General features: G+C 59.2%; 15 protein-coding genes. 12 read left to right on the plus strand and 3 right to left on the minus strand.

The features are described 5' to 3' along the window. Positions 1-231 precede the first annotated feature (231 nt). Genes phnL through phnP form a run of 5 tightly spaced genes read left to right on the plus strand, consistent with a single transcriptional unit; the run spans position 232 to position 3,788 of the window. Positions 232-912 carry a phosphonate C-P lyase system protein PhnL gene (gene phnL / locus IPZ49_RS04015; RefSeq protein ID WP_022646780.1) on the plus strand — a complete coding sequence of 227 codons (681 nt, stop codon included), beginning with the start codon at positions 232-234 and terminating at the stop codon, positions 910-912. Then, entirely contained in the window at positions 909-2,045 is a 1,137-nt protein-coding gene (phnM, locus tag IPZ49_RS04020) for an alpha-D-ribose 1-methylphosphonate 5-triphosphate diphosphatase (RefSeq protein ID WP_038415093.1), read from the plus strand. Before phnL ends, phnM begins: the two co-directional genes overlap by 4 nt. Then, positions 2,042-2,593, plus strand: coding sequence for a ribose 1,5-bisphosphokinase (gene phnN, locus IPZ49_RS04025; RefSeq protein WP_032621424.1), 552 nt, complete (start codon positions 2,042-2,044; stop codon positions 2,591-2,593). Before phnM ends, phnN begins: the two co-directional genes overlap by 4 nt. Next, the gene (phnO, locus tag IPZ49_RS04030; protein ID WP_063147139.1) at positions 2,586-3,020 is read left to right on the plus strand and encodes an aminoalkylphosphonate N-acetyltransferase; all 435 of its coding nucleotides are present in this window, start codon (positions 2,586-2,588) and stop codon (positions 3,018-3,020) included. The genes phnN and phnO overlap by 8 nt, the downstream gene beginning before the upstream one ends. Positions 3,021-3,029: 9 nt before the next feature. Beyond that, positions 3,030-3,788 carry a phosphonate metabolism protein PhnP gene (gene phnP, locus IPZ49_RS04035; RefSeq protein WP_063147140.1) on the plus strand — a complete coding sequence of 253 codons (759 nt, stop codon included), beginning with the start codon at positions 3,030-3,032 and terminating at the stop codon, positions 3,786-3,788. Between the two features lie 55 nt (positions 3,789-3,843). Here phnP and yjdP read toward each other — a convergent pair whose 3' ends face one another. After that, positions 3,844-4,167: a DDRRRQL repeat protein YjdP gene (gene yjdP, locus IPZ49_RS04040; protein WP_017382647.1), complete on the minus strand. Its 324-nt coding sequence runs from the start codon at positions 4,165-4,167 to the stop codon at positions 3,844-3,846. A 69-nt stretch (positions 4,168-4,236) separates the two neighbouring features. Continuing rightward, entirely contained in the window at positions 4,237-6,516 is a 2,280-nt protein-coding gene (locus IPZ49_RS04045) for a hybrid sensor histidine kinase/response regulator (protein ID WP_063147141.1), read from the minus strand. Positions 6,517-6,697: 181 nt separating this feature from the next. Here IPZ49_RS04045 and IPZ49_RS04050 point away from each other — a divergent pair, with 181 nt between their 5' ends. From IPZ49_RS04050 to IPZ49_RS04075, 6 genes are all read left to right on the plus strand, one after another. Then, positions 6,698-8,212 carry a sugar ABC transporter ATP-binding protein gene (locus tag IPZ49_RS04050; RefSeq protein WP_063147142.1) on the plus strand — a complete coding sequence of 505 codons (1,515 nt, stop codon included), beginning with the start codon at positions 6,698-6,700 and terminating at the stop codon, positions 8,210-8,212. A 2-nt stretch (positions 8,213-8,214) separates the two neighbouring features. After that, a complete protein-coding gene (locus tag IPZ49_RS04055; protein WP_003860239.1) occupies positions 8,215-9,210 on the plus strand; it encodes a ribose ABC transporter permease in 996 nt (331 codons plus the stop codon). 28 nt (positions 9,211-9,238) lie between these two features. After that, positions 9,239-10,180, plus strand: a complete 942-nt coding sequence (locus IPZ49_RS04060; protein WP_003860240.1) for an ABC transporter substrate-binding protein — start codon at positions 9,239-9,241, stop codon at positions 10,178-10,180. 109 nt (positions 10,181-10,289) lie between these two features. After that, a complete protein-coding gene (locus IPZ49_RS04065) occupies positions 10,290-10,976 on the plus strand; it encodes a D-lyxose/D-mannose family sugar isomerase (RefSeq protein WP_063147143.1) in 687 nt (228 codons plus the stop codon). Between the two features lie 10 nt (positions 10,977-10,986). Beyond that, positions 10,987-11,847 (plus strand): ketose 1,6-bisphosphate aldolase, encoded by an 861-nt coding sequence (locus IPZ49_RS04070; RefSeq protein ID WP_063147144.1) that lies wholly within the window; start codon positions 10,987-10,989, stop codon positions 11,845-11,847. Beyond that, a complete protein-coding gene (locus IPZ49_RS04075) occupies positions 11,847-12,866 on the plus strand; it encodes a carbohydrate kinase family protein (RefSeq protein WP_023299104.1) in 1,020 nt (339 codons plus the stop codon). The genes IPZ49_RS04070 and IPZ49_RS04075 overlap by 1 nt, the downstream gene beginning before the upstream one ends. Here the strand turns inward: IPZ49_RS04075 and IPZ49_RS04080 are convergent. Continuing rightward, positions 12,848-13,579, minus strand: coding sequence for a response regulator (locus IPZ49_RS04080; RefSeq protein ID WP_022646769.1), 732 nt, complete (start codon positions 13,577-13,579; stop codon positions 12,848-12,850). The two genes, IPZ49_RS04075 and IPZ49_RS04080, sit on opposite strands and share 19 nt — an antisense overlap. A gap of 256 nt (positions 13,580-13,835) precedes the next feature. Between IPZ49_RS04080 and fdhF the strand changes: the two genes are divergently transcribed. After that, positions 13,836-15,983, plus strand: a complete 2,148-nt coding sequence (gene fdhF / locus IPZ49_RS04085) for a formate dehydrogenase subunit alpha (RefSeq protein ID WP_080463640.1) — start codon at positions 13,836-13,838, stop codon at positions 15,981-15,983. The last annotated feature ends 237 nt before the right edge of the window (positions 15,984-16,220 follow it).

A 16,220-nucleotide genomic window follows, 5' to 3' on the forward strand; every position in this document is an offset into this window, starting at 1 on the left:
GCCACCCGGCAAAACGAACACCGCACCCGTAGGCCGGGTAAGGCGAAGCCGCCACCCGGCAAAACGAACAGCGCACCTGTAGGCCGGGTAAGGCGAAGCCACCACCCGGCAAAACGAACACCGCACCCGTAGGCCGGGTAAGGCGAAGCCGCCACCCGGCAAAACGAACACCGCACCCGTAGGCCGGGTAAGGCGAAGCCGCCACCCGGCAAAACGAATCGCGAGGCAAAAATGATCCACGTTGAAAATGTTAGTAAAACCTTTGTACTCCACCAGCAAAACGGTGTCCGCCTGCCGGTACTGCAAAATGCCTCATTAGAGGTCAGCAACGGCGAATGCGTGGTGCTGCATGGCCATTCCGGCAGTGGAAAATCCACCCTGCTGCGCTCCCTGTATGCCAACTACCTGCCGGACGAAGGCCATATTCATATCCGCCATAACAATGAATGGGTCGATCTGGTCCAGGCTCCCGCGCGCAAGGTGCTGGAAGTACGCCGCTCGACGATCGGCTGGGTCAGCCAGTTCCTGCGGGTGATCCCGCGGATCTCTGCCCTGGACGTGGTCATGCAGCCCCTGCTGGATCTCGGCGTGCCGCGCGAAACCTGCGCCGCTAAAGCCGCCAGCCTGCTGACGCGTCTCAACGTACCGGAGCGTCTGTGGCACCTCGCCCCGTCGACCTTTTCCGGCGGCGAACAGCAGCGCGTGAACATCGCCCGCGGCTTTATCGTCGATTACCCGATTTTACTCCTGGATGAACCCACCGCCTCGCTCGACAGTAAAAACAGCGCAGCGGTGATGGAACTGATCGAACAGGCCAAAGCGCGCGGCGCGGCGATCGTCGGGATCTTCCACGACGACGCCGTACGCCATCGCGTGGCGGACAGACTGCACCCGATGGGGACAAACGTATGATTATCAATAACGTCAGGCTGGTACTGGAAAATGAGGTCGTGAACGGCTCGGTTGAGGTCCGGGACGGTGTCATCCGCGCCTTTGCTGAAACCCAGAGCCGCTCACCGGACGCGATGGATGGCGAAGGCGGCTGGCTGCTGCCGGGGCTGATTGAGCTGCATACCGATAATCTTGATAAATTTTTCACGCCCCGCCCGAAGGTCGACTGGCCCGCGCATTCAGCGATGAGCAGCCACGACGCGCTGATGGTCGCCAGCGGCATCACCACGGTGCTGGACGCGGTGGCGATCGGCGACGTGCGCGACGGCGGCGATCGGCTGGAGAACCTGGAGAAGATGATCAACGCCGTGGAGGAGACGCAAAAGCGCGGCCTCAACCGCGCCGAGCACCGCCTGCACCTGCGCTGCGAGCTGCCGCACCACACTACCCTGCCGCTGTTTGAAAAGCTGGTGGGCCGCGAGCCGGTCTCGCTGGTTTCCCTGATGGATCACTCGCCGGGGCAGCGCCAGTTCGCCAACATTGAAAAGTATCGCGAATACTATCAGGGCAAATACGCGCTCAATGATGCCGAGATGGCGCGCTATGAAGAAGAGCAGCTCCAGCTTGCGGCGCGGTGGTCGCAGCCGAATCGTCTCTCCATTGCCGCGATGTGCCGTGACCGTAATATTGCCCTGGCCAGCCATGATGATGCCACGCACGACCATGTTCGCGAATCCCACCAGCTTGGGAGCGTGATCGCCGAATTTCCCACCACGTTCGAGGCGGCAGAGGCATCGCGTAAGCATGGCATGAACGTGCTAATGGGTGCGCCGAACATCGTGCGCGGCGGGTCGCACTCCGGAAACGTGGCGGCAAGCAAGCTCGCCTCCCTCGGCCTGCTGGATATCCTCTCATCTGACTATTACCCCGCCAGCCTGCTGGACGCGGCCTTCCGCGTCGCGGACGACGAAGGCAATAGCTTCACGCTGCCGCAGGCGATTCGCCTGGTGACGAAAAACCCGGCCTCGGCGCTTAATCTTCACGATCGCGGGGAAATCGCCGAGGGGAAACGGGCCGATCTGGTGCTGGCGCACCGTAAGGGCGAGCACATTCATATCGACCACGTCTGGCGTCAGGGAAAAAGGGTGTTCTGATGGGAAGACTCATCTGGTTAATGGGCCCGTCCGGCTCCGGGAAGGACAGCCTGCTGTCGGCGTTACGGCAGCGGGAACACTCACAGCTGCTGGTGGCGCACCGCTATATCACGCGCGATGCCAACGCCGGAAGCGAAAACCATATCGCCCTGAGCGAGCAGGAGTTTTTTACCCGCGCCGGACAAAACCTGCTGGCGCTAAGCTGGCATGCCAACGGTTACTACTATGGCGTCGGCATTGAGATCGACCTCTGGCTGCACGCGGGGTTCGACGTGCTGGTTAACGGCTCACGGGCGCATCTCCCGCAGGCTCGCGCCCGGTACGAAGCGGCGCTGCTTCCGGTCTGTTTGCAGGTTTCCCCGGAGGTTCTGCGTAGCCGGCTGCAAAAGCGGGGGCGCGAAAACGCACGCGAGATCGACCAGCGGCTGGAACGGGCGGCGCGCTACACCCCGTCGGGTTGCCATCTCCTCAATAACGACGGAAGTTTGCTACAGTCAGTCGAGACCTTTCTATCGCTTATTCGCCAGAAGGAGAAACAGCATGCCTGACTGCCAGCTTCGCCCCGCCACCGCCGACGATGCGCCGATCGTTTACGCTCTGATCTGCGAACTTAAGCAGGCCGAGTTCGATCATCAGGCGTTTCACGCCGGGTATCTGGCCAACTTGCAGGATCACAATATGCGCTACCAGCTGGCCGAGCTGGACGGGAAGATCATCGGGATGATCGGCCTGCACATGCAGTTTCACCTGCATCACGCCCGCTGGATCGGCGAGATCCAGGAGCTGGTGGTGATGCCGCAGGCGCGCGGATTAAAAGTGGGCAGCCAGTTGCTGGCCTGGGCAGAGGACGTCGCACGCCAGGCAGGCGCCGAGCTGACCGAGCTTTCCACCAGCGTGAAGCGCGTGGATGCGCACCGTTTTTATGTACGTGAAGGGTATACGCAAAGCCATTTCCGCTTCACCAAACCGCTGTAGAGGTGCGTTATGAGTCTGACGATCACGCTAACAGGAACGGGAGGGGCGCAGCTGGTGCCGGTGTTTGGCTGCGACTGCGCGGCGTGCCGACGGGCGCGTTTACAGGAAAATTATCGCCGTCGCCCCTGCAGCGCGGCCGTGAAATTCAACGATACGGTCACCTTGCTGGACGCAGGTATTCCACACCTGATGGACGACTGGCCCGCGGGGAGTTTCAGGCAGTTTTTGCTTACCCATTATCATATGGATCACGTTCAGGGGCTGTTTCCTCTGCGCTGGGGCGTGGGGGCGACCATTCCGGTTTACGGTCCGCCGGACGACGCAGGCTGTGACGACCTGTTCAAACATCCGGGCCTTCTCGATTTCAGCCACACGGTAGAGCCGTTTGTAACGTTTGAACTTCAGGGCTTGCGGGTCACGCCGCTGCCGCTCAACCATTCAAAACTCACATTTGGCTATCTGCTGGAGTCCGCCCACAGTCGCGTGGCGTGGCTTTCTGATACCGCCGGGCTACCGGATAAAACGGTGACATTTCTGCTAAATAATCAGCCGCAGGCGATGATTATTGACTGTAGCCATGAACCGCGCCAGGAGACGCCGCGCAACCACTGTGATTTGAATACGGTGATTGCGCTGAACGAGGTGATTGGCTGTCCGCAGGTGATCCTGACGCATATCAGCCATCAGTTTGACGTCTGGATGATGGATAACCCGCTGCCGGACGGCATTGAAGCGGGGTATGACGGGATGGTACTGGTGCTGGATTAGGTTTTGCCGGGTGGCGGCTGCGCCTTACCCGGCCTACGCGTTGCGATACCGGGGTTTACCACCGATCGTAATCATCCTCTAACCGGCGCTCATCCTCCTCTAACCGACGCCGGTCGTCATCCAGCTGCCGCTGACGCTCGTCTAAGCGCTGGCGTCGGTCTTCTAACTGCCGGCGACGATCGTCGTACTGGCGGCTGTCGGTTTGACGGCTGCGATCGTAACGATCGTCGTCATCGTCATTACGGCTGCTGCCGGGGTTATAGGCGTCGTTGATCGCCTGCTGAATATTGCCAATAGCATCATCAATCACATCGGCATGCGCCAGTTGGCTGGTTAAAGTCAGCAGACCCAATAACAGAGCGGTAGAGTAACGTTTCATAAGGCCAGACTCGCAGGTGAACTGGCCTTAAAGTAATGACTGGCTGTTAGCGGGAGTAGCGGAGGAATCTCAAATTACCATCACCTTGCGCAGCGCCTGCGCCAGCTGTGCGCGGGTGAACGGTTTTCGCAGTAACGGAACGTCCGGCAGCTGCGGGTTATGCGCCGGGCGCAAATCCTGCCCGCTGATCAGCAGAACCGGCAACTGCGGATAGTGGCTGCGTACATGGCCGATCACCTCCGCACCGCTCAGGCCGCCCGGCAACATCAGGTCGCTGATAAACATACCGATATCCGGCGACGCGTCCAGCATGTTCAGCGCCTGCTCGCCGTTTTCGGCTTCAAGTGTCAGGTAGCCAAGCTGGTGCAGTTGCTCGCACAGGGTCTGACGCACGCCCGCCTCATCTTCCAGGACCAGCACAAGCAGCTCACTTTCTGCCGGGGCCGTGGTCGCCAGCACGACATCATCGGAGAACGCGGGCAGCGTCGAGCGCGGCAGCTGGAGCCGCACGGTGGTTCCCTGCCCCGGCGCGCTTTCGATCTCAACGCGACCACCCGACTGGCGCACAAAGCCGTACACCATCGACAGCCCTAACCCGCTGCCGCTGCCGGTCTGTTTGGTGGTGAAGAACGGTTCAAAGACCTGCGATTTCACCTCCTGCGACATCCCGCAGCCGTGGTCAATCACCTCCAGCGCGACCATATCCTGCCTGCGCCCGTCGCTGCGGGTCACACGCTGGTTCCAGGTGCGAATTTTAATCACACCGTTTTGCCCCTCCATTGCATCACGGGCGTTCATCACCAGGTTGATAATGGCGTTTTCCAGCTGGCTGACGTCAATCCATGCGGGCCAGGCCGGGGTTTGCGCTTCAATATCCAGCGTCAGCGTGGCGGGAAGCGAGTGCCGCATCAGCTCGCTCAGGTTCTCCAGCAGCGGCTTCATCTCTACCGCATGGGGTTGCAGGGATTGCTTGCGCGAGAAGGCCAACAGACGCTGGGTGAGCATGGCTCCGCGTTCCGCGGCTTTAAGCGCACGGGTGATGCGCGGCGCGTCCGGTGATGCCGAATCGGTCAGCTCCAGACTGCCGATAATCACCGCCAGCAGGTTATTAAAATCATGCGCCAGGCCACCCGTCAGTTGCCCGACCGCCTTCATTTTCTGGCTGTGCAGCAGCGCCTCCTCCAGCCCCTGACGTTCGATGCGGTCAACCTCCATCTGTGAGGTCTTCTCCTTCAGCAGCCGCGTGGTGTGCTCCAGCGAAGCGGTATTGCGGGCGAAAACGTTAAACGCGCGCGCCAGTTCCCCCAGCTCATCACGCCGCTGTAGCGCGGGCACCGACACATCCTGCTCCCCGTGAGCGAGACGCGACATCGCCCTTGAGATAGCCGTCAGGTTGGAGCCCAGATTGCGGTAAATATACCAGCAGGCACAGCCGGTGATGATCAGCGCCAGCACCGCGAAGATGCTGATAAACACGCTGATGGATTGCAGCTCGTGATGGCTCTGGGCCGTGCGAAGCCGGGAAGCCTGCGCCACCTGTTCAACGTACTGATTAATGTCGCTGTTTAATATCGCCACCAGCGCCTTGATGTGGAACATGTACCAGCTGATGGACAGATCGCTCTCCTCCAGCTGCGTCGACAGTGGTGCGAGCTTGCGCAGCTCATCATTAAAATCCGGGAGCACCAGGTTGGCCACCGGTTGCAGGGCGCTCGCGGATAACCCCGCGGTTACTGCATCCAGCTGCTGCACCGTGGCGCGCGGTGAAGGGGTATCAATGGCGGCAACGATCAGCCTGTCCATCTCTGCAAGCTGTCGGGCGTCTGGCACATTGCTTGAGAAACGGCGGTTGATATCCTGCAAATGACGCAGGTAGCTTTGGCTTTGATAGAGCGAGCTAAGCAGCGCGTTACGCTCAAGATGCCGCTTTTGCCCGCGCTCCAGCATTCCCGTCACGCTCTGCTGTAACTCATTACTCCTGCGAATAATTCGCGCCACCAGCGCCGGCTCCTGCTGCGCCAGCGGCGCATCGGCAAGTTGATCCAGCGAGTGGCGCAGCGCCATCTGCGTCTGTTTCAGCCGCTCGGCTTCGCCTTTGTACTCCAGCGCACCGACCACCTGCGACAGCCGCACCGCCGCCGTTGCCACATTTGCGGTATCACGGGCGAGGTTCATGCTGCCGGTCATGTCATCCAGCGTTTGCTGTTGGACCTGCTCCTGGATCTGGCTGGCGTGACGAAAGCCGAGCACCGCCACACCGCTCACCATCAGCGTGACGGCGACCACCAGCAGATTAAAAATCAGCAGGCGTCCGCGGGCGCTGGTGAAGAATGGGGGGCGTGAAGACATGGGTTTGGGCTCCTCTGCGGATTGGTGCCTTCACCCTGGCCCTCTCCCACAGGGAGAGGGAAAAGGAAAATGTGATGGCGATTAGCTATTCATAACTATGACAAATATGAACAGCTTCTGACATTTTGCATTTACGCGCCTGTGATGAAGTGCAGATATCGACATTCACAGGAGATCCGCCATGAGCAGAACCCCGGTTTTAGAGATGCGCCACATTGCCAAAACCTTTGGCAATTTCCACGCGCTCAAGGGCGTGGATTTGACGGTTTTCCCCGGTGAGATCCACGCGCTGATGGGGGAAAACGGCGCCGGAAAAAGCACGCTGATGAAGATCCTCGCAGGTGCCTATACCGCCAGCAGCGGCGACATCCTCATCGACGGTAAGCCGTTTCATATCAAAGGGCCGAAGGATGCGCTGGCCGCAGGCATTACCCTGATTTATCAGGAGATGCAGCTTGCTCCTAACCTGACCGTGGCGGAAAACATTTTTCTCGGCAGCGAGCTGTCGCGCGGCGGGCTGGTCCAGCGCAAAGAGATGGCTGCCCAGGCGCAGGCGGTCATTGACCGTCTGGGCGCGCAGTTCAGCGCCACCGACCTGGTCATGAAACTGACGATCGCCGAGCAGCAGCAGGTGGAGATCGCCCGCGCCCTGCACCGCAACAGCCGCATTCTGGTGATGGACGAACCTACCGCCGCCCTCTCCTCGCGCGAAACCCACCGTCTGTTCGAACTGATTTTGCGCCTGCGCGATGAAGGCATGGCGATTATTTACATCAGCCACCGGATGGCGGAAGTGTATGAACTCTCGGACCGCGTCAGCGTGCTGCGCGACGGGCAATACGTCGGCAGCCTGACGCGCGACAGGCTCAACGCCTCCGAGCTGGTGCGCATGATGGTGGGCCGTCCGCTCAGCGATCTGTTTAACAAAGAGCGCGATATTCCCCTCGGCAGCCCGCGTCTTAACGTCCACCACCTCACCGACGGCAAAAAAGTGCAGCCCAGTAGTTTGCAGGTGCGCTCCGGTGAAATCGTCGGACTGGCGGGGCTGATCGGGGCCGGGCGTTCCGAGCTGGCGCAGCTGATCTTCGGCGTGCGCAAAGCCACCGGCGGCATGATTGAGGTGGACGGCGAACCGGTGGTGATCCACTCCCCGCGCGCGGCCATTGAGAACGGCATCGGTTTTCTTACCGAGAACCGCAAGGAGCAAGGTCTGTTTCTGGAGCTGGCGGCGCAGGAGAACATCACCATGGCGACGCTGGAGCGCGACGCCACCTTCGGCTGGCTGAACCGCAAAAAAGCGCAGTCGATTTCCGATGACGCCATCGCCCTGCTCAATATCCGCGTGCCCCATTCACAGGTGCGCGCGGGCGGGCTCTCCGGCGGCAACCAGCAAAAACTGCTGATCTCCCGCTGGGTGGCGATAGGCCCGCGCATTCTGATTCTGGACGAGCCCACGCGCGGCGTAGACGTCGGCGCAAAAAGCGAGATCTACCGCATCATGAACCAGATGGCGCGCAAAGGCGTTGCGATACTGATGATCTCCAGCGAGCTGCCGGAAGTAGTAGGGATGAGCGACCGGGTGTACGTGATGCGGGAAGGCAGCATTGCGGGTGAACTGCACGGGCGCGACATCTCTCAGGAAAACATCATGACGCTGGCAACCGGCGTAAACGACACACATCATCAGGCGGTGTAATTATGACAACTCCAACCCATCCGCAGCAGGTGGCGAAATCCGCCTCCGCCAAAAAAATGCTGATGAGCGATCTGATGCAAACGATCGGCATTTTGCCGATTTTAATCCTGATTGTGGCGGTATTTGGCTTTATCGCCCCGAACTTTTTCACCGAGAGCAACCTGCTCAACATTACCCGGCAGGCGTCGATCAACATTGTGCTGGCCGCCGGGATGACCTTCATCATCCTGACCGGCGGGATTGACCTCTCCGTGGGCTCGATTCTGGGCACCACGGCAGTGGCGGCGATGGTAGTGTCGCTTATCCCTGAATTTGCGATGCTCTCCATTCCGGCGGCGCTGATGCTCGGTATGGTGCTGGGGCTGTTCAACGGTGCGCTGGTGGCCTTCGCCGGACTTCCGCCGTTTATCGTCACGCTCGGCACCTATACGGCGCTGCGCGGCGCGGCCTATCTGCTGGCGGACGGCACGACGGTTATTAACTCCAACATTAACTTCGAGTGGATCGGCAATAACTACCTCGGCCCGATTCCGTGGCTGGTGGTGATCGCCCTGGCGGTGATTGTGGTGTGCTGGTTCATCCTGCGCCGCACCACCCTCGGCGTTCACATCTATGCGGTTGGTGGCAACATGCAGGCGGCACGCTTAACCGGCATTAAGGTCTGGCTGGTGCTGCTGTTTGTCTACGGCATGAGTGGCCTGCTCTCGGGCTTAGGCGGCGTGATGAGCGCTTCACGTCTCTACAGCGCCAACGGCAACCTCGGCACGGGGTACGAGCTGGATGCGATTGCGGCGGTGATCCTCGGCGGCACCAGCTTCGTCGGCGGGATCGGCACGATCACCGGCACCCTGGTGGGCGCGCTGATCATCGCCACCCTCAACAACGGCATGACGCTGATGGGCGTCTCCTATTTCTGGCAGCTGGTGATCAAAGGGGCGGTGATCATCATAGCGGTGCTGATCGACAAATACCGTACCCGACACCATCAAAGTGCATAACAACAATACCCTACGTGAGGAATACAGCATGAGATTGAAGCCCTTAGTGACCGCGCTCTGTGCTGGCGCGCTGCTGGCCGCAACCCCGTTTGCGCAGGCAAAAGATCTGAAATCCATCGGCGTGACGGTGGGTGACCTGGCTAACCCGTTCTTCGTGCAGATCACCAAAGGTGCCGAGCTGGAAGCGCGCAAGCTGGCGGGGGACAACGTCAAGGTGACGCTGGTCTCCAGCGGGTACGATCTGGGCCAGCAGGTGTCGCAGATCGATAACTTCATTGCGGCGAAAGTAGACATGATCATCCTCAATGCCGCGGATTCCAAAGGGATCGGCCCCGCGGTAAAACGCGCTAAAGAGGCGGGGATCGTGGTCGTGGCGGTGGACGTGGCGGCGGAAGGGGCCGATGCGACCATCACCTCCGATAACACTCAGGCGGGAGAAATGGCCTGTAAGTACATTACCGACCGCCTGAAAGGTAAAGGCAACGTGGTGATCATCAACGGACCGCCGGTTTCTGCGGTACAAAACCGCGTGGAGGGCTGCCAGACCGAGTTCAGGCGCCACCCGGATATCAAAGTGCTCTCGGATAATCAGAACGCCAAAGGCAGCCGCGAAGGCGGCCTGGAGGTCATGACCTCCCTGCTGGCTGCCAATCCGAAGATCGACGGCGTATTCGCGATTAACGATCCGACCGCGATCGGCGCCGATCTGGCGGCTAAACAGGCGCAACGCAATGAATTCTTTATCGTTGGCGTAGATGGCAGCCCGGATGGTGAAGAAGCCCTGAAGCGCGAAAACTCGCTGTTTGTTGCTACCCCGGCGCAGGATCCGCAGGTGATGGCGGCGAAGGCGGTGGAGATCGGCTATGACATTCTTCAGGGCAAACCTGCGCCGAAAGAGCCCGTGCTGATCCCGGTGACGATGATCGATAAAAAGAACGTCGGCACGTATAAGGGGTGGACGGTTAAGTAAGCCCCTCACCCCCGGCCCTCTCCCCAAAGGAGAGAGGGTGTTCAAGTTCCCTCTCCCCTTTGGGGAGAGGGTTAGGGTGAGGGGGCGGCAAAAAAAGTAAGGAGTCCCCATGAAACGCTCCGACATCAATGAAATCCTCGGCCACACACGGCAGTTCTTCTCCATGCACGACGTGCATCTCCCCCCTTTTGCCAGCTTTCCGCCGACAAAATGGCAGCAGCTTGACCAGGCAGCATGGCAGGAGGTGTTTGATCTCAGGCTCGGCTGGGACGTGACGGCGTTCGGCGGCAACAGCTTTGCCACCCAGGGCCTGACGCTTTTCACCCTGCGCAACGGCTCCCCCAACGGCGTGCCCTATGAAAAGTGCTATGCCGAAAAAATCATGCACGTCCGCGACGGCCAGGTGACGCCGATGCATTTTCACTGGCGCAAGCGGGAGGACATTATTAACCGCGGCGGCGGGAATCTGATTATTGAGTTATGGAATGCGGGCGCGCATGAAGAGACCGAAAACACCGACGTGACCGTCACGATAGACGGCTGTCGGCAGACGCACGCGCCCGGCAGCCAGCTGCGCCTCACGCCTGGGGAGAGCATCTGCCTGACGCCCGGCCTGTACCACAGTTTCTGGGGTGAACGCGGCTTTGGTGACGTGCTGGTGGGCGAAGTGTCGTCGGTCAATGACGATGAACACGACAACCACTTTTTACAGCCCATTGACCGCTACAACACCATTGAAGAAGACGAACCGGCGGTGCTGGTGCTGTGCAACGAGTACACCCTCTTTCGGATATAAGGAGTGAATGATGCCATTGATTTCTCTTGCCGACGGTCTGGCCCACGCCAGGGAACACCGCTACGCCCTGGGCGCGTTCAACGTGCTCGACTCCCATTTCCTGCGCGCGCTGTTTGCCGCCGCGAAGCAAGAACGCTCGCCGTTTATCATCAACATCGCCGAAGTGCATTTTAAGTACGTGTCTCTGGAGTCGCTGGTGGAAGCGGTGAAATTCGAAGCTGCCCGCCACGATATTCCCGTGGTGCTTAACCTCGACCACGGACTGCATTTTGAGGCGGTGGTGCGCGCCCTGCGTTTAGGGTTCAGCTCGGTGATGTTCGACGGCTCCACGCTGAGCTATGAGGAAAATATCCGCCAGACCCGGGAAGTGGTGAAGATGTGCCACGCGGTGGGCGTCTCGGTAGAGGCGGAGCTGGGCGCGGTAGGCGGGGATGAAGGTGGCGCGCTGTACGGTCATGCGGATGAAGCCTTCTTTACCGACCCGCAGCTGGCGCGCGAATTTGTTGATTCAACCGGCATCGATGCACTGGCGGTTGCCATTGGCAACGCGCACGGCAAATACAAGGGCGAGCCGAAGCTTGATTTTCCGCGTCTGGACGCCATTCGCCAGCAGACGGGCCTGCCGCTGGTTTTACACGGTGGCTCTGGCATAAGCGACACTGATTTCCGCCTCGCCATTGAACTCGGTATTCATAAAATCAATTTCTATACCGGCATGTCGCAGGCCGCACTTGCCGCCGTTGAGCAACGCATGGCGAACCGACAATCGCTTTACGATGAGTTTGCCGAGCTGCTGCTGGGCATTGAAGAGGCCATTACCGATACGGTTGCGGAACAGATGCGCATCTTCGGCAGTGCGGGGCAGGCCTAATGGAACGCAAAGGGATCGTCGCCGCAGGCAATATGCTGGTGGATCACGTCCACCAGATCGTACAGTGGCCGGAGCGCGGCTGGCTGGCAGAAATCACCCACAGCGAACGCTCAACCGGCGGTGCGCCGCTCAACGTTCTGCTGACGCTGGCAAAAATGCACGTCGGCCTGCCGTTACAGGCGGTGGGGCTGATTGGGGAAGACAGCGACGGAGACTATATTCTGGCGATGCTCGACCAGTATCACGTCAATCGCCAGCGCGTGCAGCGCACGACGTTCTCCCCAACGTCGATGTCGCAGGTGATGACCGACCCCAGCGGACAGCGCACTTTTTTCCACTCGCCGGGCGCCAACCGCCTGCTGGATCTTCCCGCCTTCGATCGTTTAGACGGATCGCTGAAGATCTTCCATCTCGGCTATCTGCTGCTGCTCGACAGCCTGGATATGCCGGACGAGGAATTTGGCACCCGCAGCGCCCGGTTACTGGCACAGATGCACGATCAGGGGTATGAAACCTCGCTCGATCTGGTGTCCCGCAAGGGCGACCCGCGCTATCAGCCGCTGGTGCTCCCTGCCCTGCGCCATCTTGATTATCTGGTGATTAACGAGCTGGAAGCCGGTGAGTTTAGCGGGCTTGAGATCCGCGACGGCCATGATGCGCTGAACATGGCCCATATCGCCGACGCTGCCGCACAGCTGCTGGCGGCAGGCGTGCGACAGCGGGTGGTGATCCACTGTCCGGAAGGGGCATGGGGTGAAGCGCCGGGTGAAAAAGGGCAATGGGTTCCGTCGTGGAAGCTGACGCAGGACGAGATTATCGGTAGCGTCGGCGCGGGCGACGCGTTTTGCGCGGGCTTTTTATACGGCTGCCATGAATCCCTGCCGCTGACGGAGAGTATTTATCTGGCGCACGCCTGCGCGCGGGCCAGCCTGCTGGCGGCTAATGCAATTGACGGCGCGAAAACGCTGGCCGAACTTCAGACGTTTATTCAGGAGAACGGTCAGGCGGCTTTCTCATGATGGGAAACGTCCGTGGCAAAAACATAGCCCAGACCGCGAATGGTTTTGATCAGCAGAGGCTGGTGCGGATTGACCTCAATTTTTCGCCGCAGCCGCATGATCAGCACGTCGATAGTGCGGTCAAAGACCTCGGCGCTTTCGCTGTGGGTCAGCTCCAGCAGTTGTTCACGGCTCAGTACCCGGCGGGCGTTTTGCGTTAATGCCAGCAGCAGGCCGTATTCACCCTGGGTTAACGGTACGGTATTACGCTGCGGATCGCTCAGCTCGCAGCGGGTGGTGTCCAGCGTCCAGCCGTTAAAGGCAATACCTTCAACGCGCGGCGCGGCAGGCTCCGCGGCCAGCGCACCGGTACGACGCAGCACCGCCTTAACGCGGGCGACCACCACGCGCGGATTGAACGGTTTTCCGATGTAATCATCAGCGCCCATTTCCAGCCCGACGACCACATCTGATTCACTTCCCAGCCCCGTCAGCATCACCACCGGTAGCGACGGTCGCCGCTTTTGCATCTGCAGCAAAACCTGTAATCCGTTGATATCCGGCAGCATCATGTCCAGCAGAACCAGCGCAATGCCGGAGTCCTGCTGGACACGGTTCACCGCTTCCTGACCGGTGTGACACGTCAGCACGGTAAAGACGTGCTCGCTGAGCACATCCTGTAGCAGTTCGCAGACTGCGACATCATCATCAACCACCAGAATCGCCGGTTTCATCGCATGCTTCCGTCAGGGAATTATGTTAAGTCTGAACCATTCTGCCGCCGGCTCCAGCCGAATTGTTTTTTACGTGACGGAAATTCAATCCATGTCACATCCCCTGCCCTTTCGACACGTCAATTTTGACGATTGGCTGTTTTTCGTCAGGGTTTTGCCCCGCAAAGGGTCGTAAAGTCAGGAAATACCCATAGTAAAAACATGGCATAGAAGCTGCATATTGGGCAGGTAAGAACTGTTTAACTGGAGCAAAGTGATGAAAAAAGTCGTCACGGTTTGCCCTTATTGTGCCTCAGGTTGCAAGATCCACCTGGTGGTCGATAACGGCAAAATCGTCCGGGCGGAAGCGGCGCAGGGTAAAACCAATCAGGGCACGCTGTGCCTGAAAGGGTACTACGGCTGGGATTTTATTAACGATACCCAAATCCTCACCCCGCGCCTGAAAACCCCTATGATCCGCCACGAGCGCGGCGGCAAGCTGGAAGCCGTCTCCTGGAATGAAGCGCTGGATTATGTTGCCACGCGCCTTAGCGCCATCAAGGCCAAGTATGGCCCGGATGCGATTCAGACCACCGGCTCCTCACGCGGAACCGGGAATGAAACCAACTATGTGATGCAAAAATTCGCGCGCGCCGTTATTGGTACCAATAACGTCGACTGCTGCGCTCGCGTCTGACACGGCCCATCGGTTGCAGGTCTGCACCAGTCGGTCGGTAACGGCGCAATGAGTAATGCCATCAATGAGATAGATAACACCGATCTGGTGTTCATCTTCGGCTATAACCCGGCGGATTCTCACCCTATCGTCGCGAATCACGTGATTCGCGCCAAACAGAACGGGGCGAAAATCATCGTCTGCGATCCGCGCAAAATTGAAACCGCGCGCATTGCCGATATGCACATCGCACTGAAAAACGGCTCGAACATCGCGCTGTTAAATGCAATGGGGCACGTCATTATTGAGGAGAACCTCTACGACCAGGCGTTTGTCGCAAGCCGTACGGAAGGGTTTGAAGAGTATCGCAAGATTGTCGAAGGCTATACGCCGGAGTCCGTAGAGGCGATAACCGGCGTCAGCGCACAGGAGATCCGCCAGGCGGCGCGGATGTACGCCGGAGCGAAAACCGCCGCTATTCTGTGGGGTATGGGCGTGACCCAGTTCTACCAGGGCGTGGAAACCGTGCGCTCGCTCACCAGCCTCGCCATGTTGACCGGCAATCTGGGTAAAGCGCATGTGGGCGTGAACCCGGTACGTGGTCAGAATAACGTGCAGGGCGCGTGCGACATGGGCGCGCTGCCGGACACCTATCCGGGCTACCAGTACGTCAAATTCCCGGAAAATCGCGAGAAATTCGCGAAGGCCTGGGGCGTGGAGAGCCTGCCTGAGCACACGGGGTATCGCATCAGCGAGCTGCCGCACCGCGCGGCGCACGGTGAAGTGCGTGCGGCCTACATCATGGGTGAAGATCCGCTCCAGACCGACGCCGAGTTGTCTGCGGTGCGTAAGGGCTTTGAGGATCTGGAGCTGGTGATTGTTCAGGATATCTTTATGACCAAAACCGCGGCGGCGGCGGATGTGATTTTACCGTCGACCTCCTGGGGAGAGCATGAAGGTGTCTATACGGCGGCAGACCGCGGCTTCCAGCGCTTCTTCAAGGCTGTCGAGCCGAAGTGGGATCTGAAAACGGACTGGCAGATCATCAGCGAAATCGCCACCCGCATGGGCTACCCGATGCACTACAACAACACCCAGGAGATCTGGGACGAGTTGCGGCATCTGTGCCCGGACTTTTATGGGGCAACCTATGAAAAAATGGGTGAGCTAGGCTACATCCAGTGGCCATGCCGGGATGAGTCAGAGGCGGATCAGGGAACGTCGTACCTCTTTAAAGAAAAATTCGACACCCCGAACGGGCTGGCGCAATTCTTCACCTGCGACTGGGTCGCGCCGATCGATAAACTCACCGACGAGTATCCGATGGTGCTCTCCACCGTGCGTGAAGTGGGCCATTACTCCTGCCGTTCCATGACCGGCAACTGCGCCGCGCTGGCGGCGCTGGCGGATGAACCGGGCTACGCGCAGATCAACACCGCCGATGCCGAACGGCTCGGTATTGAAGATGAAGCGCTGGTGTGGGTGAACTCGCGTAAAGGCCGCATCATTACCCGCGCGCAGGTCAGCGACCGTCCGAACAAAGGCGCGGTCTATATGACCTACCAGTGGTGGATTGGCGCCTGTAACGAGCTGGTGACGGAGAACTTAAGCCCGATAACCAAAACGCCGGAGTATAAATACTGCGCCGTAAACGTGGAGCCCATAGCGGATCAGCGCGCAGCGGAACAGTACGTGATCGACGAATATAACAAGCTGAAAGCCCGCCTGCGTGAAAGCGCAATGGGATGAAGCCGTTAATTTATCGTTGAATAAAGGGAGTGATATATTCACTCCCTTTTTATTTTCGATTAATTCATAAGAAATAGAAATTATTATTCTGGAAAGCGGCTCGCAGAAATAATGTAATTTACGCAGAATAGATTTACATCTTTGCATTTTAATTCAGAGGGATAAGATATGCGGCGGGTGCTTAAGACTTTCTGTCTTGAGCATTGTTGAGGGACAGAAAGTGGAAAGCCCCGGGAA

The sequence above is a fragment of the Enterobacter cloacae complex sp. S2 genome (assembly GCF_015159675.1).
GTDB classification, from domain to species: Bacteria; Pseudomonadota; Gammaproteobacteria; order Enterobacterales; family Enterobacteriaceae; genus Enterobacter; species Enterobacter intestinihominis.